We start from the raw sequence: 17,031 nt of genomic DNA, 5'->3' as shown, positions 1-17,031 counted from the left end.
GCCTTCGTCGAAGGATGCCCCCATGCGCCGTCCGGCCCTGCTGCTTGCCGCCCTGCTGCTGCCGGCCGGCCTCGCGCTCGCCCAGGCCCCCGCCTCCGCGCCGCCCGCCGAGACCGCCCCTGCCACGCCGGCGGCCGGGAACCCCGTGGTCGCGCGGGTGGAGGGGATCGAGATCCGCCTCGCCGACCTCCAGGCCGAGGCGGCGCGCCTGCCGGAGGAACTGCGCGGGATGCCGCCGCAGATGCTGTTCCCCCTGCTGCTCGACCAGATGATCACCCAGAAGGCGATCGTCGCCGCCGCCCGCGCCCAGGGCCTCGACCGCGACGCCGAGGTGGCCGCCCGCATCCGCCGCGCGGAGGAGGAGGCGCTGCAGCAGGCCCTCATCACGCGCGAGATCGCGCCGATGCTGACCGAGGAGGCGCTGCGCGCCCGCTTCCAGCGCGAGGCCGCCACCCGCCCGGCGGAGGAGGAGATCCGCGCCCGCCACATCCTGGTGCCGAGCGAACAGGAGGCCCGCGCCGCGCTGGCCGAGGCGCGGCGCCCCGGCGCCGACTTCGCCGAGGTGGCGCGCCGCCGCTCCACCGGCCCCGGCTCGCGCGAGGGGGGCGACCTCGGCTTCTTCAAGCGCGGCGACATGATCCCCGAATTCGCCGAGGCCGCCTTCGCGATGCGCCCGGGCGAGATCAGCCAGAACCCGGTCCGCACCCAGTTCGGCTGGCACGTCATCCGCGTGGAGGAGCGCCGCGCCGTCGCCCCGCCCTCCTTCGAGGAAGCGCGCGAGGGCCTGCGCCAGACCGCCTTCGAGGAGGGGGTGAACGCGACGGTGGAACGCATCCGCGCCGGCGCGCGCGTGGAACGCTTCAACCTCGACGGCAGCGCCCCGCGCCCGCCCTCGCTGCTCGACGGCGCGGCCCCGCCGGCGGCCGCGCCGGCGGGGCCGCGCCGCTGACCCCGCCCCGCCCATCCGCGCATCGCCGCGGCCCCCATCGCTGACAACCGGACCGGATCCCCATGGCTGGCAAGGACCTTCCCGTCTCCCCGCTCGCGCTGCCGCTGCCGGCGCTGCCGCCGGTGGCGGGCGTGCGGCTCGGCTCCGCGCAGGCGGGCATCCGCTACAAGGCGCGGGAGGACGTGACGATGATGGTCTTCCCGGCCGGCACCACGGTGGCGGGGGTGTTCACCAGGAACAAGTGCCCCGGCGCGCCGGTGGACTGGTGCCGGGGCGCGCTGAAGGGCGGCCGCGCCCGCGCGCTGGTGGTCACCGCCGGCAATTCCAACGTCTTCACCGGCAAGGCGGGGCGCGAGACCTGCGCGCAGACCGCGAAGGCCATGGCGGAGCTTGCGGGCTGCAAGCCCGGCGAGGTCTTCCTCGCCTCCACCGGCGTCATCGGCGAACGCCTGCCGACCGAGAAGCTGACCGCCGCCCTGCCCGGCCTGTTCGGCGCGCTGGCGGATGACGGCTGGGAAGGCGCGGCCCGCGCCATCATGACGACCGACACCTTCCCCAAGGGCGCCACCCGCACCGCGCGCATCGGCGACACGACGGTGACGGTCAGCGGCATCGCCAAGGGCAGCGGCATGATCGCGCCCGACATGGCGACGATGCTGTGCTTCCTGGCGACCGACGCGAAGATCCCGGCGGGCGCGCTGCAGAAGATCCTGGCCAAGGGCACCGACCGGTCCTTCAACTGCGTCACCGTCGATTCCGACACCTCGACCAGCGACACCGTGCTGCTGTTCGCGACCGGCAGCGCGAAGCACCCCCGCGTGCCGGCCGAAGGCGGCCCGATGCTGCGGGACTTCACCCGCGCGGTGCACGAGGTGCTGATGGACCTGGCCCTGATGGTCGCGCGCGACGGGGAAGGGGCGCAGAAGCTCATCCGCATCGACGTCACCGGCGCCGTCTCCGCCAGGTCGGCGCACCGCGTCGCCATGTCGATCGCCAACTCCCCCCTGGTGAAGACCGCGATCGCGGGGGAGGACGCGAACTGGGGCCGCATCGTCATGGCCGTCGGCAAGGCGGGGGAACCGGCGGACCGCGACCTGCTCTCGGTCGCCGTCGGCGGCACCTGGATGGCGCGGGAAGGCGGCGTGGTGGACGGCTACGACGAAGGCCCGGTGGTCGCCCACATGAAGGGGCGGGAGGTGCATGTGGAGGTCGATCTCGGCCTCGGCCGCGGCAAGGCCACCGCCTGGACCTGCGACCTCACGCATGGCTACATCGACATCAACGGCAGCTACCGGTCCTGATCCCGGCCGGGGCGCCTGCCCGGCGCGCGGCATGGCGGCGCGGGGCGCGGCCCCGGTCCGTCTCGCCCGCCGCGGGTCAGCACTTCGCCAGCCGGGGATTACCGGCACGGACCGAATCGCCTAGACCGTCCCCGCCCCGTGACCGGGGGCGACACCGGCCCGGCCTTCCCCGGCCCGGCGATCCGCGCCCGCCGCCCTGCCCGCCCCCCGGTTCGCAGGACGGGGGCCGATCGCGGGCGGGGCGGCGCGGCACGAACGGAGCAGCGGAGCTTGGCCCTTTCGTCTCATCATGCGGGCATGGCGCGGGACGGCGCCGGCCGGGACAGCAGGTGCCGCACCCATGCCCGCCGCTGACCGCGCGGGGGAAGGGGTGGAGGTCGATCCCCTCGCCCCGCCGCCCTTCCAGCCGCTCCGCACCGAACGCCTGACGCTGCGGCCCCTGCGGGCCGAGGATGCGGCGGAACTGCACCGGCTGGTGAATGACTGGGAGGTGGCGAAGACGCTGGCTCGTGTCCCCTTTCCCTACCCCCGCGAACTCGCCGACGAATGGATCGCCTCCACCCGCGTCGAGCTGGCTGAGGGGCGGGCCTGGCACCTGGCCATCACCGGGCTGGAACAGGCCGGCACGCCGGATGAGCGCGAGGTGCTGGTCGGCTGCGTCGGCCTCACGCTCGACCCCGCGACGAAGCAGGCCGAACTCGGCTACTGGGTCGGGCGGCGCTTCTGGGGGCATGGCGTCGCGCCCGAGGCGGCGGGGCGGCTGGCGCGCTGGGCGCTGGCGAATCTCGACGTGACGAAGCTCGTCGCCTCCGCGCTGGTGGAGAATGCGCGCAGCCAGGCCGTGCTGCGGCGCATCGGCTTCCGCGACATCGGCGAGGGCGAGCGCGACTTCCTGTCGCGCGGGCGGGCCATGCCGGTGCGGCTCGCGGAGATGACGCGCGCCGACCTGGTGGCCGATGCCGCCCCCGCCGCGCCGGCCGCCGCGGAAGGGCCGCCGGGCCGGCGGATGCTGCTGGTCGCCGCCTGCGCGCTGATCGACCCCGACGGCCGCGTGCTGCTGGCCCGCCGGCCGGAAGGCAAGCCCCTGGCGGGGCTGTGGGAATTCCCGGGCGGCAAGGTGAACCCCGGCGAGACGCCGGAAGCCGCGCTGATCCGCGAGCTGAAGGAGGAGCTGGCGATCGACGTGGCGGAAAGCTGCCTCGCCCCCTTCGCCTTCGCCTCCCACCCCTACGAGGCGTTCCACCTGCTGATGCCGCTCTATCTCTGCCGGCGCTGGGGTGGGCCGGTGACGCCGGTGGAAGGCCAGGCGCTGGCCTGGGTGCGACCGCAGAAGCTGGCGGACTACCCGATGCCGCCGGCCGACCGGCCGCTGGTCGCGCTGCTGCGGGATTTCCTGTAGCGGCTCCCGCATGTCCCGGGCACGCTCCGCCCCCTTCCCCGTCGTGGACGACCCCGCATGACCGAACGCTCCCCCATCGCCTGCCTGCTGGTCATCGGCAACGAGGTGCTCTCGGGCCGGACGCAGGACGCCAACATCCGCTTCCTGGCGACCCGCCTGGGCGAGATCGGCATCCCCCTGCGGGAGGCGCGCGTCATCCCCGACCTGCGGGAGACCATCGTCGCGACGCTGAACGAGGTGCGCGCGCGCTTCGACCACGTCTTCACCACGGGCGGCATCGGCCCGACGCATGACGACATCACCAGCGAATGCGTCGCCGCCGCCTTCGGCGTGCCGTGGGAGCCGCAGCCCGAGGCCTGGGCGCGGCTCGAGCGGCACTACAAGCCCGGCGAGTTCAACGCCGCGCGCCAGCGCATGGCCACCATGCCGCGCGGCGCGGCGCTGATCGACAACGCCATCTCCATCGCGCCGGGCTTCACCATCGGCAACGTGCATGTGATGGCGGGCGTGCCGCGCATCATGCAGGCGATGTTCGAGGCGCTGGCGCCCTCGCTCCATGGCGGCCCGCCGGTGGCGTCCCGCACCGTCCACGCCGACGGCGTGATGGAGGGCCGCATCGCGGAAGGGCTGGCCGCGATCCAGGCGCGCTGGCCCGACCTCGACATCGGCAGCTACCCCTACTACCGCATGGGCGGCGGCGGGGTCGCGCTGGTGGCCAAGGGCACCGACACCGAGGCGGTGGAGGGTGCCGCGCGCGACATCACGACGCTGCTGCGCGCCATCGGCGGCAAGCCGGTGCAGGGCGAGCCGGCGCAGTAGGGGCGCCGCCACGGGCATCCCGACGTCGGCCACCCCTGGCCGACATTCACTCCACCCGCCGGTTGCGGCAGCATGGCGCCATGCAGCACGCCCCCCGGCCAGCGACCCGACGCGACCTGCAGGCGGTCGAGGAGATCGTCCGGGCCGCCTACGCCCCCGACGTGCCCCGCATCGGGCGGGAACCGGGGCCGATGCTCGACGACCAAGGCGCCCTGATCGACGAAGGCCGCGTGCATGTGGTGGAGCGCGACGGCGTCGTGCAGGGCGTCCTCGTGCTCATCCCGCAGGACGATGCGATGCTGCTGGACAACGTGGCCGTCGCCCCGGCCGCACAGGGATCGGGCCTGGGCCGCAGGATGCTGGAATTCGCGGGGCGAACTGCGGGCGACGCGGGCTACACCTCGATCAGGCTCTACACGAACGAGGCCATGACCGGGAACATCGGGCTCTATTCCCGCATGGGCTACCGGGAGACGCACAGGGCGGGGGAGAGAGGGCTGCGCCGGGTCCACATGGCCAGGCGCCTCGCCTGAGCGCCCGGCCTCATCAGCTTCGGCGGCCACGCGCCGACCCTCCGCCCGCCTTGTGCGCCGCCGCGGCGCCTACCCCCTTCAGAAGTCGCTGACGCGCCCCTTCCTCTCCCAGTCGCCATAGCGCGTCGGCTCGGGCCCGGCGGGGCCGCCGAGTTCCTTCAGGCGCATCGGCGCCTCGGCGGGCGGGTCGCCGACGGGGGGCGGCGGGGGGTCGCCGGGCAGGGGCATGTCGTTGTCGGGCGGCGGCTGGATCGGCGCCGGGTCGGGCTCCGGCACCGGGATGCCGGGCGGGGCGCCGGGCGGGTTGGCGGGGGGGATCGGCAGCTGCTGCGCCAGCAGGCCGCCGGGAAGGGCGGAACCGCCCGGGTTGTTCGCGTCGGTCATGCGCCACATGTAGGGCGTCCCGGGCGGTTGTCGCAGGGTCCGGCGCGGGAAGGGGCGAAGAAGCGGCATGGGCGGGTATCTGCGCACGGCGGTGTTGCTGGCCGGGCTGACGGCGCTGTTCGTCGGCGTCGGCTTCGTCATCGGCGGGCGGCAGGGCATGGTGCTGGCCTTCCTGCTGGCCTGCGGCACCAACCTGTTCGCCTGGTGGAACAGCGACCGCGTCGTGCTCGGCATGCACAACGCCCAGCCGATCGGGCCGGCCGACGCGCCGCGCCTCTATGAGTTGACGGCGGCGCTGGCCGCGCGCGCCGGCATCCCCACCCCCGCGCTCTACGTCATCCATGAGGACCAGCCCAACGCCTTCGCCACCGGCCGCAGCCCGGACCGCGCGGCGGTTGCGGTCAACACCGGCCTGCTCGACATGATGGAGGAGCGGGAGGTGGCGGGCGTCATCGCGCATGAGCTGGCGCATATCCGCAACCGCGACACGCTGATCATGACCATGACGGCGACGATCGCGGGCGCCATCGGCATGCTGGCGCAGTTCGGCTTCCTGTTCGGCGGGCGCGATTCCAGCGGGCGGCAGAGCCCCTTCGGCCCGATCGGCGCGATCCTGCTGGTGGTGCTGGCGCCGGTCGCCGCGATGATCGTGCAGTTCGCCATCAGCCGCGGCCGAGAATACGAGGCCGACCGCGCGGGCGCGGAGATCGCGGGCGATCCGCTCGGCCTCGCCTCCGCCCTCGCGCGGCTGGAGCAGTACAAGCAGGGCCGCGTGAACCAGGCGGCGGAGGCCAATCCGGCGACCGCGCACATGTTCATCGTCAACCCGCTGTCGGGGCTGCGGATGGACGGGCTGTTCTCGACCCATCCCGCCACCGCGAACCGCATCGCCGCGCTGGAAGACCTGGCCGCGCGGATGGGGCCGCCAGGGGGCATCGCGGCGCCCCGGCAGGTCGCCCCGGCGCACCGGGGCGGGCCGTGGTCGGCGGGCGGCGCGGCGCAGCCGGGGCCCTGGAGCGGCCGCCGCAACCCCTGGGGCTGACCGCGGGCCGGCGGTTTTTTCGCCGCCGCCGTGCAGCCAGCCGCACCCGGCCTCGTTGATGCAGCGAGGTCGGGCCGCGATGCCGGATCGGGACGGAAGGGCCGTTCCCGCCCGCCGCGCGGCCCCGGTGGATGGCCTGCTGCCGGGAAGGAACAGAAGGATGCCCCCATTCGTCGCGCCGTGGCGCCGCCTGCCGGAGCCTGTGCGCTTCCTGCTGAGGAACGGCGCGGTCGGCTTCGTGCTGTCGGCGCTGCTGGTCGGCGCGCTGCTGGCGGCGGACCCCGGCGATGCGCGCCGGCTGCTGCTGGAAGGCGCCGGGCACTGGTGGCCCGCGGTGGTGCTGTGGTTCTTCGCCGGCCTCACCTTCGGCGGCGTGCAGATCGGCGCCGCGACGATGCTGCTGGCCAGCGCAGACGACCGCCCCCGCCACCCGCGCCGCGGCACCGGCGTGCCGGTGCTGGCGCCGGTGCCCGTGCGGGCGCGGCGCCGCTGAACCGCCGGCGTCAGGCCTTCCGCACCCGCGTCCTCCAGATGTGCCAGGCATAGGTGCCGACGATGCCGGCGAGCACGACATAGGACAGCGGCTCCAGCCAGCCCGCCACGCGGTCGTAGTGGTCCTCCATCCAGTAGCCGGCCAGCGCCAGGAAGCAGGTCCAGACGGTGCTGCCGAGGGCGGTCCACAGGTAGAAGACGTGGCGCGGGATGCGGATCAGCCCGGCGGGGATCGAGATGACGGTGCGGATGCCCGGCAGCAGCCGCCCGAAGAACAGCGCCACCGGGCCGTGCTTCCGCAGCGTCGCCTCCGCCTTCTCGAAGTCCTTGTCGTCCACCGCGAACCAGCGGCCGTAGCGCGCGAAGAGAGGCTTGATGCGCGCGGCCCCGATGGCGCGCGACACTTCGAACCACACCGCATTGCCCAGCAGCGTGCCCGCGATGCCCGCCACGATCGCCAGCACCAGCGACATCTGGCCCCGCGCCGCCGCGAAGCCGGCCAGCGGCATGATCACCTCGGACGGGATGGGCGGGAACAGGTTTTCCAGGAACATCAGCGCCAGCACGCCCGGCCAGCCGCCCGCGGCGACCACGCCCGTCACCCATTCGATCATCGTTCCCGTCCTTCAGGCGCCCGGCGCGCCGGTGTGTCGTTCATCCCGGCCGTCGCGGGGCCGCGGCAAGGCGCCGCGTCATCCGCCGGCCCCGTAGACCGCGATCGCCACCCGGCGCCCGCGGGAATAGTTGAAGCCCTCCACCATCCCATGGTCGCGCGGCGCGAGGCCGAGGGCCGCGGCCTCCTCGCGGAAGCCCCGTTCCTGCCGGTCCGCCACCGCCACCAGCCGCCCCGGGCCGCCGGCCAGGAAGCGCGCCGCCTCCGCCCCGTCCCGCAGCAGCCGGATCTCGGCCCCGAGCGCGAACATCAGGGAAGGCTCGTGGTAGCCGGCGATGCCGAATCTCTCATCCGTGATCGCCGGGTCGGCCTGGCGCACCAGCGCCTCCAGCCGCGGCGAGATCCAGGGCGCCGTCAGGCGCGGCAGCACGCCTTCCAGCACCACCCAGTTCAGCGGCACCGCCAGCAGCACCGCCGCCAGCGCGGCCCGCGCCGGCTGCCCGCGCCGCATCTCGCGCAGGGTGGCCCAGACCAGCAGCGCCGCCGCCGGCAGCGCCAGCAGCGCGACGGGCGACAGCCGGTGGTCCGCCAGCACCGGCAGCGCCGCCGCCGCCGCCGCCAGGCCCAGCGCCGCCGCCGTCAGCCCGGCGGAGGACAGCACGGCCAGCCAGCGCGGCGGGGCGCGGCGCAGCGGGTCCAGCGCCCAGGCCGCGGCCAGCAGCATCAGCGCCGGGAAGGCCGGCAGCGAGTAGTGCGGCAGCTTCGTCGTCACCGCCTCGAACAGCAGCCAGACCGGCACCGCCCAGGCGAGCAGGAAGCGCGTGGAGGGCTGCAGCCGGTCCGCCCAGGCGCCGGGCAGCGCCCGCAGCACCAGGAAGGCGGCCGGGAAGGCCGACAGCCCGAAGGTCGCCAGGTAGTAGCCCGGCGGCCCCCAGTGGTTCTCGTCCGCGCCGCCGACCTTGCCCAGCATGTCGCCGCCCAGCGCATCGGTGATGAAGCGCCCTTCCGTGGCGATGCTGACTGCGACGAACCAGGGCGCGGCCGCCGCCAGCATCAGCGGCACCCCCCAGGCCGGGCGCAGCGCGCGCAGCCAGGGCGCGCCGTTGCGCCAGGCCCGGTCGGCCGCCGCCAGCGTCAGCCCCGCCAGCAACGGCACCGCCGGCCCGATCGGCCCCTTGATGAGCACCGACCCGCCCAGCACCAGCCAGAACCAGGCTGCCTGCCGGGCGGTGAAGGTGGCGGGCGCCAGGTAGGCTCGGCCCATCAGCCCCATCGCCACGACCACGGTCGCCAGCAGCACAGCGTCGGTCTTGGCGATGTGGGTCTCGATCGCCAGCACGAAGCAGCCCGCCAGCATCGCCGCGCCCAGGAAGGCGGCCCGCCGCCCCACCAGCATCCGTCCGGCATGGAAGGTCGCCAGCACCGCCAGCAGCGCCCCCGCGAGGGAGGGGATGCGATAGGCCCAGATCCCGGCGCGGGCGGGGATGCCCACGGCTTCCAGCGCATGCACGGCGCCGGACTGCAGCCAGTGGATGCCGGCCGGCTTCTTGTTCCGCTCCACCTCGCCGAAGCGGATGCGGACATAGTCGCCCGTCTCCACCATCTGCCGCGTGGCCTGGGCGAAGCGGCTTTCGTCCCGGTCGCCGGGCGGGATGGTGAAGAAGCCCGGCAGCCACAGCAGAAGACACAGAATCGCGAGCCATAGCGAAGGGCGGCGCGTGTCCGGAAGCCGATCGAGGAGGTCGTGCGCTTGGGGCATCGCCGGCGCCCCTAGCACGCGCCGCAACGGGGGACCATAAAGCCGCACCCATGTCGGACACAGCACCAGATAGACGCGGCGAGCGCGGCGGCCGTGGCGGGACCAGCCGCCCGGGCGGCGGCCTGCGCCCGGTGGCGGGCGCACCGGCGCGCCAGGCCTCGCTCGCCCTCCTCGCGGCCGTCCTCGAACGCCGCCGCCCGCTGGAGGAGGCGCTCGACGCGCTGCCCCCCACGCTCGAGCCGCGGGACCGTTCGGCGGCGCACCGCATCGCGGCCACGGTGCTGCGCCGGTCGGGCAGCCTCGACGCCGTGCTGGAGCCCTTCCTGCGGCGCGAACCGCCGGCCGCGGTGCGGGCCGCGCTGCGGATGGGCGCGGCGGAGCTGCTGCTGCTCGGCACCCCCGCCCATGCGGCGGTGGCCGCGACGGTCGGCGTGGTGCCGCGCCCCTTCGCGGGGCTGGTCAATGCCGTGCTGCGCCGGGTCGCGACCGAGGGCCCGGCGGCGCTGGAGGGCCTCGACGCCGAGCGGCTGGACACGCCCGCCTGGCTCTGGGCCGCCTGGCATGCCGCCTATGGGCCGGCGGTGCGCGACATCGTCCGCGCCAACAACCGCCCCGCGCCGCTCGACCTCACCCTGCTGCCCGGCGCCACCGCGCCCGAGGGGGCGGAGCTGCTGCCGACCGGCAGCGCGCGCCTGCCGCCCGGCACGCGCGTCGCCGACCTGCCGGGCCTGGCGGAGGGGCGCTTCTGGGTGCAGGACGCCGCGGCCGCCCTGCCCGCGCGGCTGCTGGATGCCCGGCCGGGGGAGAGGATCGTCGACCTTTGCGCCGCGCCGGGCGGCAAGACCGCGCAGCTCGCCGCCTCCGGCGCGCGCGTCATCGCGGTGGAGCGCGACCCGAAGCGCCTGGCGCGGCTGACCGAGAACCTGGCGCGGCTCGGCCTCGCGGCGGAGACGGTGGAGGCCGATGCCGGCGGCTGGCAGCCGGCCGAGGCGGGGTTCGACGCCGCGCTGCTCGATGCGCCCTGCAGCGCGACCGGCATCGTCCGCCGCCACCCCGACATCCCCCACCTGAAGCGCGCGCAGGACGTGGCGCAGATGGCGGCCGTGCAGGCCCGGCTGCTGGCACATGCCGCGGCCCTGCTGCGTCCCGGCGGGCGGCTGGTGCTGGCCACCTGCTCGCTCCAGCCGGAGGAGGGGGAGGCCCATCTGGCCCGCGCGGCGGAGCTGGGGCTGACGCCCGACCCGATCCGGCCGGAGGAGCTGCCCGGCCTGCCGGAGGCGGTGACCGAAGGCGGCACGCTGCGCACGCGGCCCGACATGTGGGCCGACCGCGGCGGGCTCGACGGCTTCTTCGCGGCGAGGTTCGTGAAGGCCTGAGGGCGGCGGGGCGGCGGCTTGCGCGGGGCTGCCGCGCGCGGCAGTTTGCCGCCCGGCCCCGGCCCGTTGCAGGAAAGAGATCATGTCCGACAGCTTCGACGTCATCGTCATCGGCGCAGGCCCGGGCGGCTATGTCTGCGCGATCCGCGCGGCGCAGCTCGGCATGAAGGTGGCCTGCGTGGAGAAGCGCGCGACGCTCGGCGGCACCTGCCTGAACGTCGGCTGCATCCCGTCGAAGGCGCTGCTGCAATCCTCGGAGCATTTCGAGGAGGCGATGCACAAGCTGGCCGACCACGGCGTCAATGTCGGGCAGGTCTCGCTCGACCTCGCGAAGATGCAGGCCCGCAAGGCCGAGGTGGTGGCCGCCAACGTCAAGGGCATCGAGTTCCTGTTCAGGAAGAACAAGGTCACCTGGCTGAAGGGCGAGGGCCGGATCGTCGCGCCCGGCAAGGTCGAGGTCGCGGGCACGGCCTATGACGCGAAGCACATCGTCATCGCCTCGGGCAGCGAGAGCATCCCGTTGCCGGGCGTCGAGGTGGACGAGAAGGTGGTGGTCAGCTCCACCGGCGCGCTGGAGCTGGACCGGGTGCCGGGGCACCTCGTCGTCATCGGCGGCGGCGTGATCGGGCTGGAGTTGGGCTCCGTGTGGCGCCGCCTCGGCGCGGAGGTGACGGTGGTGGAGTATCTCGACCGCCTCGTCCCCGGCATGGACAACGAGATCGCCAGGACCTTCGAGCGCGTGCTGGGCAAGCAGGGCTTCCGCTTCAGGCTCAAGACCAAGGTGACCGGCGCGCGCCGCGAAGCGGATGGCGTGACGCTGACGGTGGAGCCCGCGGCCGGCGGCGCGGCGGAGGAGATCAAGGCCGATGTCGTGCTCGTCGCCATCGGCCGGCGCGCCTTCACCGAGGGGCTCGGCCTCGACGCCGTCGGCGTCGCGACGGATGAGCGCGGGCGCGTGAAGGTGGATGGCCGCTTCGCCACGAACATCCCCGGCATCTTCGCCATCGGCGACGCCATCGCAGGCCCGATGCTGGCCCACAAGGCCGAGGAGGAAGGCGTGGCGGTGGCCGAGATCCTGGCCGGCCAGCACGCGCATCTCGACTACAACACGGTCCCGGGCGTCGTGTACACCTGGCCCGAGGTCGCCGCGATCGGCGAGACCGAGGAACAGCTGAAGCAGCGCGGCGTCGCCTACAAGGTCGGCAAGTTCCCCTTCACTGCGAATGGCCGCGCCCGCGCGATGGGCGACATGGACGGCTTCGTGAAGATCCTCGCCGACAAGGAGACGGACCGCCTGCTCGGCGCGCACATCATCGGGCCCGATGCCGGCACGCTGATCGCCGAGATCGCGATCGCCATGGAATTCGGCGCGAGCGCCGAGGACGTGGCGCGGACCTGCCACGCGCATCCCTCGCTGAACGAGGCGGTGAAGGAAGCCGCGCTCGCGGTGGATGGCCGGCCGCTGCACATCTAGGCGCCGCGCGCCGGCGCGCGGCGGCATGACCGGTGGTCCACGCGCCGGCCCAGCCGCCCCACCGCATCTCCTCCACGGGGTCCCGCCGATGACCGACAGCCGTGCCGCTTCCGTCCGGCGCCTTGCGCAGCACGTCGCGCAGCACCTCGACGCCGACCTGGTGCTGCGGCTCTGGGACGGGTCGGAGGTGCCGCTCGGCGCGGGCGCGCGCAACGACCTCGCGGTGGCCATCCGCTCCCCGGGCGTGCTGACGCGGCTGGTGCGGCGGCCGCGGCTGGCGACGCTGATCGAGGGCTTCGCCTCCGGCGGCATCGGCATCGAGGGCGGCACGCTGCTCGACCTCGCGGCGCGGGCGGAAGGCGGGCGGCGGGGGCTGCTGCGGAAGATCGACAAGGGGCTGGCCGCGCGCACGCTGCTGCCCTTCCTGTTCGGCCCGGCCGGCGCCGCCGGGAACCACGCCTTCGCGGGCCCCGAGGATGCCGCGGAATACGGCAAGGGGCGCGACGACAAGGCGCTGATGAAGTTCCACTACGACCTGTCCAACGCCTTCTACGCGCTCTTCCTCGACCCCGAGATGGTCTACACCTGCGCCTACTGGCCGGAGGCGGGGACGACGCTGGAGGAGGCGCAGGTCGCCAAGCTCGACCTCGTCTGCCGCAAGCTCCGCCTGCAGCCCGGGGAACGGATGCTCGATGTCGGCTGCGGCTGGGGCGGGCTGGTGATCCATGCCGCGCGCAACTACGGCGTTCACGCCACCGGCGTGACCCTGGCCGAGGAGCAGTTCGCCTACGCGACCGAGAAGGTGAAGCGCCTCGGGCTCGAGGACCGGGTGACGATCCTGCTGAAGGATTTCCGGGAACTCGACGCGCCGCCCTTCGACAGGATCGCCTCCGTCGGCATGTACGAGGCCGTGGGCCTCGACAACCGCGAGGGCTACTTCAGGGGCATCCGGGACCGGCTGCGGCCGCGCGGCGCCTACCTGCACCACGCCATCGCGCGCCCGATGAAGCGCAACGAGCGCGAGTTCCGCCGCAAGCGCCCGGAGTTCGAGGCGCTGGTGAAATACATCTTTCCGGGCGGCGAGCTCGACCACCTCGGCGGCACGCATGACTCGATGGAGCGCAACGGCTTCGAGATCCATGACTGCGAAGGCCTGCGGGAGCATTACGGCCGCACCTGCCGGGCCTGGACGGAACGGCTGCACGCGCAGCGGGACGCCGCCGTGCGGGAAGTGGGCCATGCCAGGACGGAGATCTGGCTGCTGTACCTCGCCGGCTGCGCGCTCGCTTTCGAACGCGGCACGGTCGGCATCTTCCAGACGCTGGCGACGCGCCGCGCACGCGGCCCCTCGGGCCTGCCGCCGACGCGGGCCGACTGGTATCGCTGAAGACTGGTATCGCTGAAGGCGGTTGCAGCGCGGGGGTTGGCGGGCCATCTGCGCGGCATGATGGAGTTCCGCCCCTCGCTTTCCCGCAAGGTCGCCGGCTGGTCGCTGATGACGCTCGGCCTTGTCGGCATGGTCCTGCCCTTCCTGCAGGGCTTCCTGTTCCTCGCGCTCGGGTTGTTCGTGCTGCGCCACCAGTATCTCTGGGCGCATCGCGGCATGGGCTGGGTGGAGAGCCGCTGGCCGGGCGCGGTGACGCGGGTGGAATCCATGGAGGCGCGGATGGTGGAACGCTCGCGCGGCTTCGGCGAGGGATTCCGCCGCGGCACGCGCCGCTTGTTCGGCCGCGGCTGAAACCCCGGCGCAAGCCGGCCGTTTCCGGGGACGAACCCTCCACCCCCCGGGAGATGCCGCCATGCTTCGCCGTGCCCTGCTGGTCACCGCCTTCGCCGTCCCCGCCTCCGCCGCCGTCGCGCAGACGGAGCTGCTGAACATCCTCGGCGGCAGCGGCGCCGCCAATTTCATCGACCAGGCCGCACGCAGCGACCTGTTCGAGATCGAATCCAGCCGCATCCTGCTGATCGGCAGCCAGCACCCGCAGATCCGCGAATTCGCGCAGCGGATGATCGAGCACCACACGATGAACACCAACGAGCTGCGCAGCATCCCCGAGGCGGCGGAGCGCAACCCGCCCGCGCTCGATGCGCGGCATGTCGCGCTGCTGAACGCGCTGCGCGCGGCGGAAGGCGACCTGCTGAACCGCACCTATGTCGACCAGCAGATCGACGCGCACGAGGAGGCGATCGTGCTGTTCCGCACCTTCGCCAACGCCGAGCCGCAGGTGACGCCGCTGCGCGCCTTCGCGCGGAGCAAGCTGCCCATGCTCGAGCAGCACCTAGCGATGGCGCGCGCGCTGCAGTTGCCGCGCGCGGGCTGACCGCTGCCGCGCGCGGGCTGACCGGCGCGGGGGCTACACAGCCCCGTGCCGAGGCGTGACACTGGGCGGCGTGACCCCGCGCCGCCCTTCGCATGACGGCCTGACCCCCGCCTGGGCCGGCGCGGGCGCGATCTGCGCCGGCGTCGGCCTTGCGCGCTTCGCCTATGTGCCGCTGTTCCCCGCGATGGTCGGCGCGGGCTGGGTGGATGGCGGCGGGGCGGGGCTGCTGGGGGCGGCCAACTTCACCGGCTACCTGCTGGGCGTGCTGGCCGGCCGCGGGCTGGCAGGGCGGCTCGGCGTGCCGCGGGTGCTCGACCTCGGGATGGGCCTGGCGCTGGTGGCCTTCGCCGCTTGCGCGCTCGATGCGGGGCTGGCCTGGTTCACGCTGTGGCGCGGGCTGGCGGGCGTCGCGGGCGGGTTCCTGATGGCCCTGGCCGGCCCTGCGGTGCAGGCCAGCGTCGCGCCGGCGCAGCGCGGGCTCGCAGGCGGGATCGTGATGGCCGGCGCTGGGGGCGGGATCATCCTGGCGGGGCTGCTGGTGCCGCCGCTGCTGCGCGGCGGGCTGCCGGCCGCGTGGCTCGGCCTCGCGGCCGGGGTCGGGCTGGTCTGGCTGCTCGCCCGCCCCGCCTGGCCCGACCCGCCCGCCCTGCCCGCCGCGACGGCGGCGCAGGCGGTGCCGCGCGCGGGCCGGCTGCTGCTGGCCTATGGCCTGTCGGGCGCGGGGATGGTGGCGCCGATGGTCTACCTGGCGGATCTCGCGGTGCGCGGGCGCGGACTGCCGATCGAGGCGGGGGCGCTGGCCTGGATGGGCTTCGGCGCGGGCGCCGTCGCGGGCACGCTGCTCGGCGGGCGGATCGCGGGGCGAATCGGCGGGCGGCGGGCGCTGCCCTGGTGGATGGCGGCGCAGGTCGCCGCGCTCACCCTGGCGTTGTCGCCCTGGTGGCCGGCGCTGTTCCTCGCCGCGCCGCTCGGCGGCTTCGCCGGCATCGGCGCCACCGCCGTCACGCTCGCCGCCGCGCGGGAAGTGGCGGGCGCGCAGGCAGGCGTGGTCTGGGTGCGGGCGACCGCGGGCTATGCGGTGGCGCAGGCCGGCATCGGCTTCGCCCTGGCCGGGCTGTTCGCGGCGACGGGGGAGAGCCATGCGGCGGTGTTCGGCGCGGGCCTTGCCCTGTCCGCGGCGGCCTTCGGCGCCGCCTGGGCCGGCCGCCGCGGCTGACGGCGGCAGCCCGCCCGGAAAACGCTGGAGCGTGATCCACGAAACCGGATCAGGATGTAGGATGCCACCGGGAAGGGAGAGACGGAACATGCGCCGCCAGACCGCCATCCTCGGCGCCGCCTTCGGGGCGGCCCTGCTGCCGGCGGCATCCGCCCTGGCGGCCTGCCCCTCCGTGCCGGAGGTCGCGCGCCTCGCCGCCGCCATCCTCGACCGCCGCCCGCCACCGGCACCGCCCGCGGGCCTGTCCATGGCCGATGCCCTCTGCGCGCGGGAGAGGCTGGTTGCGGTGCTGGCGCAGCCCTATGGCGACCAGGTGGGCTGGAAGATCGGGCTGACCAACCCGGCCGAGCAGCAGCGCTTCGGGGTGGCGCATCCGGTGGCAGGCGCGATCTTCCACGGCACGCTGCGCGACCGCTCCGGCGCGGAACTGCCGGCGGGCTTCGGCATCTCCCCCGCGGTGGAGAGCGACCTGCTGGTCCGCATCCGCGACGAGGGCGTGAACGAGGCCGGCGACGACCCCGTCGCGCTGCTGCGCCACATCGACGCGGTGATCCCCTTCATCGAACTGCCGGACCTGACCTATGGCGCGGATGCGCCCTGGTCCGGGCCGTTGCTGGTCTCGATCAATGTCGGCGCGCGCCACGGCGTGCTGGGGGAGGAGATCCCCGCCGAGGCGACGCCGGATTTCGCCCGCCGCCTGGCCGCGATGACGGTGGTGCTGGCGGATGACACGCGCGAACTGGCCCGCGCCCCGGGTTCCGTCCTGCTCGGCCATCCGCTGGCGGCGCTGGCCTGGCTGGTGCGGGACCTGAAGGAACAGGGGCGGCGGCTGCGCGGGGGGGAATACGTCTCCCTCGGCGGCTTCTCGCCGGCGCTGCCGGTGCAGGCCGGCCGCACCTACACCGCCACCTATGAAGGGCTGGCGGCCGGCCCGGTCAGCGTGAGCGTGCGCATCCGGTGACGATCAACCCGCGTGGCGACCGGCGGCGGCGGCGGATCGGGCTGCTCGGCGGCAGCTTCAACCCCGCCCATGACGGCCACCGTCACGTCGCGGAGGCGGTGCGGCGCGCGCTGCGGCTGGACGAGGTCTGGCTGCTGGTCTCGCCCGGCAACCCGCTGAAGCCGCGCGCGGGCATGGCGCCGCTGGCCGCGCGCCTCGCCTCGGCGCGGGCGATCGCGGATGGGCGCCGGATCGTCGCGACGGACATCGAGGCCGCGCTCGGCACCCGCCAGACGGTGGCGACGCTGGCGGCGCTGCGCCGGCGCTTCCCGCGCGCGCGCTTCGTCTTCGTCATCGGCGCCGACAACCTGGTGCAGCTGCCGCGCTGGCGCCGCTGGGCGACGCTGGCGCGC

At 74.7% G+C, this 17,031-nt stretch carries 17 protein-coding genes and 1 pseudogene; 15 read left to right on the top strand and 3 right to left on the bottom strand.

What is annotated here, in order from left to right; all coding sequences use genetic code 11:
• Positions 1–22: 22 nt before the first annotated feature.
• From ACK8OX_RS12915 to ACK8OX_RS12895, 5 genes are all read left to right on the top strand, one after another.
• The gene (locus tag ACK8OX_RS12915) at positions 23–949 is read left to right on the top strand and encodes a peptidylprolyl isomerase (RefSeq protein WP_430664529.1); all 927 of its coding nucleotides are present in this window, start codon (positions 23–25) and stop codon (positions 947–949) included.
• A gap of 62 nt (positions 950–1,011) precedes the next feature.
• Positions 1,012–2,250: a bifunctional glutamate N-acetyltransferase/amino-acid acetyltransferase ArgJ gene (argJ, locus tag ACK8OX_RS12910; RefSeq protein ID WP_430664528.1), complete on the top strand. Its 1,239-nt coding sequence runs from the start codon at positions 1,012–1,014 to the stop codon at positions 2,248–2,250.
• Positions 2,251–2,590: 340 nt separating this feature from the next.
• Positions 2,591–3,649 carry a bifunctional GNAT family N-acetyltransferase/(deoxy)nucleoside triphosphate pyrophosphohydrolase gene (locus tag ACK8OX_RS12905; RefSeq protein ID WP_430664527.1) on the top strand — a complete coding sequence of 353 codons (1,059 nt, stop codon included), beginning with the start codon at positions 2,591–2,593 and terminating at the stop codon, positions 3,647–3,649.
• 57 nt (positions 3,650–3,706) lie between these two features.
• Positions 3,707–4,468 carry a competence/damage-inducible protein A gene (locus ACK8OX_RS12900; RefSeq protein WP_430664526.1) on the top strand — a complete coding sequence of 254 codons (762 nt, stop codon included), beginning with the start codon at positions 3,707–3,709 and terminating at the stop codon, positions 4,466–4,468.
• Positions 4,469–4,548: 80 nt separating this feature from the next.
• Positions 4,549–5,001 (top strand): GNAT family N-acetyltransferase, encoded by a 453-nt coding sequence (locus tag ACK8OX_RS12895; protein WP_430664525.1) that lies wholly within the window; start codon positions 4,549–4,551, stop codon positions 4,999–5,001.
• Between the two features lie 78 nt (positions 5,002–5,079).
• Here the strand turns inward: ACK8OX_RS12895 and ACK8OX_RS12890 are convergent, their stop codons facing one another.
• Positions 5,080–5,385 (bottom strand): DUF1674 domain-containing protein, encoded by a 306-nt coding sequence (locus ACK8OX_RS12890; protein WP_430664524.1) that lies wholly within the window; start codon positions 5,383–5,385, stop codon positions 5,080–5,082.
• Between the two features lie 67 nt (positions 5,386–5,452).
• Here ACK8OX_RS12890 and htpX point away from each other — a divergent pair, with 67 nt between their 5' ends.
• Together htpX and ACK8OX_RS12880 are read left to right on the top strand one after the other, a co-directional pair.
• Positions 5,453–6,427 (top strand): zinc metalloprotease HtpX, encoded by a 975-nt coding sequence (htpX, locus tag ACK8OX_RS12885; protein ID WP_430664523.1) that lies wholly within the window; start codon positions 5,453–5,455, stop codon positions 6,425–6,427.
• Positions 6,428–6,587: 160 nt separating this feature from the next.
• Positions 6,588–6,920, top strand: coding sequence for a hypothetical protein (locus tag ACK8OX_RS12880; RefSeq protein ID WP_430664522.1), 333 nt, complete (start codon positions 6,588–6,590; stop codon positions 6,918–6,920).
• Positions 6,921–6,930: 10 nt separating this feature from the next.
• Here the strand turns inward: ACK8OX_RS12880 and ACK8OX_RS12875 are convergent, their stop codons facing one another.
• Positions 6,931–7,533 carry a DedA family protein gene (locus ACK8OX_RS12875; RefSeq protein WP_430664521.1) on the bottom strand — a complete coding sequence of 201 codons (603 nt, stop codon included), beginning with the start codon at positions 7,531–7,533 and terminating at the stop codon, positions 6,931–6,933.
• A gap of 78 nt (positions 7,534–7,611) precedes the next feature.
• Positions 7,612–9,291 (bottom strand): ArnT family glycosyltransferase, encoded by a 1,680-nt coding sequence (locus ACK8OX_RS12870; RefSeq protein ID WP_430664520.1) that lies wholly within the window; start codon positions 9,289–9,291, stop codon positions 7,612–7,614.
• A gap of 50 nt (positions 9,292–9,341) precedes the next feature.
• Between ACK8OX_RS12870 and ACK8OX_RS12865 the strand changes: the two genes are divergently transcribed.
• The 8 genes and pseudogenes from ACK8OX_RS12865 to ACK8OX_RS12830 all read left to right on the top strand — a co-directional run.
• Complete coding sequence (locus ACK8OX_RS12865; RefSeq protein WP_430664519.1) at positions 9,342–10,667, top strand: RsmB/NOP family class I SAM-dependent RNA methyltransferase; 1,326 nt, start codon at positions 9,342–9,344, stop codon at positions 10,665–10,667.
• Between the two features lie 28 nt (positions 10,668–10,695).
• A complete protein-coding gene (gene lpdA / locus ACK8OX_RS12860) occupies positions 10,696–12,141 on the top strand; it encodes a dihydrolipoyl dehydrogenase (RefSeq protein WP_430664629.1) in 1,446 nt (481 codons plus the stop codon).
• A gap of 88 nt (positions 12,142–12,229) precedes the next feature.
• Entirely contained in the window at positions 12,230–13,528 is a 1,299-nt protein-coding gene (locus tag ACK8OX_RS12855) for a class I SAM-dependent methyltransferase (protein WP_430664518.1), read from the top strand.
• A 57-nt stretch (positions 13,529–13,585) separates the two neighbouring features.
• Positions 13,586–13,879, top strand: a complete 294-nt coding sequence (locus ACK8OX_RS12850; RefSeq protein ID WP_430664517.1) for a PGPGW domain-containing protein — start codon at positions 13,586–13,588, stop codon at positions 13,877–13,879.
• Between the two features lie 61 nt (positions 13,880–13,940).
• Positions 13,941–14,462, top strand: coding sequence for a DUF4142 domain-containing protein (locus tag ACK8OX_RS12845; protein ID WP_430664516.1), 522 nt, complete (start codon positions 13,941–13,943; stop codon positions 14,460–14,462).
• 70 nt (positions 14,463–14,532) lie between these two features.
• On the top strand, positions 14,533–15,678 hold the full coding sequence (locus ACK8OX_RS12840; RefSeq protein WP_430664515.1) for a YbfB/YjiJ family MFS transporter: 1,146 nt from the start codon (positions 14,533–14,535) through the stop codon (positions 15,676–15,678).
• Between the two features lie 88 nt (positions 15,679–15,766).
• A complete protein-coding gene (locus ACK8OX_RS12835; RefSeq protein ID WP_430664513.1) occupies positions 15,767–16,639 on the top strand; it encodes a 2-keto-4-pentenoate hydratase in 873 nt (290 codons plus the stop codon).
• A pseudogene (locus tag ACK8OX_RS12830) lies at positions 16,636–17,031 on the top strand (nicotinate-nucleotide adenylyltransferase); the annotation flags it as partial. The gene ACK8OX_RS12835 and the pseudogene ACK8OX_RS12830, both read left to right, overlap by 4 nt.

The organism is Falsiroseomonas sp. CW058, from assembly GCF_050563535.1.
GTDB lineage: Bacteria > Pseudomonadota > Alphaproteobacteria > Acetobacterales > Acetobacteraceae > Falsiroseomonas.
Note: the sequence above shows the minus strand (reverse complement) of the source record. Positions and strands in the feature narration are given on the sequence as shown.

What these genes read in the sequence shown, in the direction of transcription:
- ACK8OX_RS12915 (WP_430664529.1), top strand. Translation starts at nt 23, where the DNA reads ATGCGCCGTCCGGCCCTGCTGCTTGCCGCCCTGCTGCTGCCGGCCGGC.
- argJ (WP_430664528.1), top strand. Translation starts at nt 1,012, where the DNA reads ATGGCTGGCAAGGACCTTCCCGTCTCCCCGCTCGCGCTGCCGCTGCCG.
- ACK8OX_RS12905 (WP_430664527.1), top strand. Translation starts at nt 2,591, where the DNA reads ATGCCCGCCGCTGACCGCGCGGGGGAAGGGGTGGAGGTCGATCCCCTC.
- ACK8OX_RS12900 (WP_430664526.1), top strand. Translation starts at nt 3,707, where the DNA reads ATGACCGAACGCTCCCCCATCGCCTGCCTGCTGGTCATCGGCAACGAG.
- ACK8OX_RS12895 (WP_430664525.1), top strand. Translation starts at nt 4,549, where the DNA reads ATGCAGCACGCCCCCCGGCCAGCGACCCGACGCGACCTGCAGGCGGTC.
- ACK8OX_RS12890 (WP_430664524.1), bottom strand. Translation starts at nt 5,385, where the DNA reads ATGACCGACGCGAACAACCCGGGCGGTTCCGCCCTTCCCGGCGGCCTG.
- htpX (WP_430664523.1), top strand. Translation starts at nt 5,453, where the DNA reads ATGGGCGGGTATCTGCGCACGGCGGTGTTGCTGGCCGGGCTGACGGCG.
- ACK8OX_RS12880 (WP_430664522.1), top strand. Translation starts at nt 6,588, where the DNA reads ATGCCCCCATTCGTCGCGCCGTGGCGCCGCCTGCCGGAGCCTGTGCGC.
- ACK8OX_RS12875 (WP_430664521.1), bottom strand. Translation starts at nt 7,533, where the DNA reads ATGATCGAATGGGTGACGGGCGTGGTCGCCGCGGGCGGCTGGCCGGGC.
- ACK8OX_RS12870 (WP_430664520.1), bottom strand. Translation starts at nt 9,291, where the DNA reads ATGCCCCAAGCGCACGACCTCCTCGATCGGCTTCCGGACACGCGCCGC.
- ACK8OX_RS12865 (WP_430664519.1), top strand. Translation starts at nt 9,342, where the DNA reads ATGTCGGACACAGCACCAGATAGACGCGGCGAGCGCGGCGGCCGTGGC.
- ACK8OX_RS12855 (WP_430664518.1), top strand. Translation starts at nt 12,230, where the DNA reads ATGACCGACAGCCGTGCCGCTTCCGTCCGGCGCCTTGCGCAGCACGTC.
- ACK8OX_RS12850 (WP_430664517.1), top strand. Translation starts at nt 13,586, where the DNA reads ATGATGGAGTTCCGCCCCTCGCTTTCCCGCAAGGTCGCCGGCTGGTCG.
- ACK8OX_RS12845 (WP_430664516.1), top strand. Translation starts at nt 13,941, where the DNA reads ATGCTTCGCCGTGCCCTGCTGGTCACCGCCTTCGCCGTCCCCGCCTCC.
- ACK8OX_RS12835 (WP_430664513.1), top strand. Translation starts at nt 15,767, where the DNA reads ATGCGCCGCCAGACCGCCATCCTCGGCGCCGCCTTCGGGGCGGCCCTG.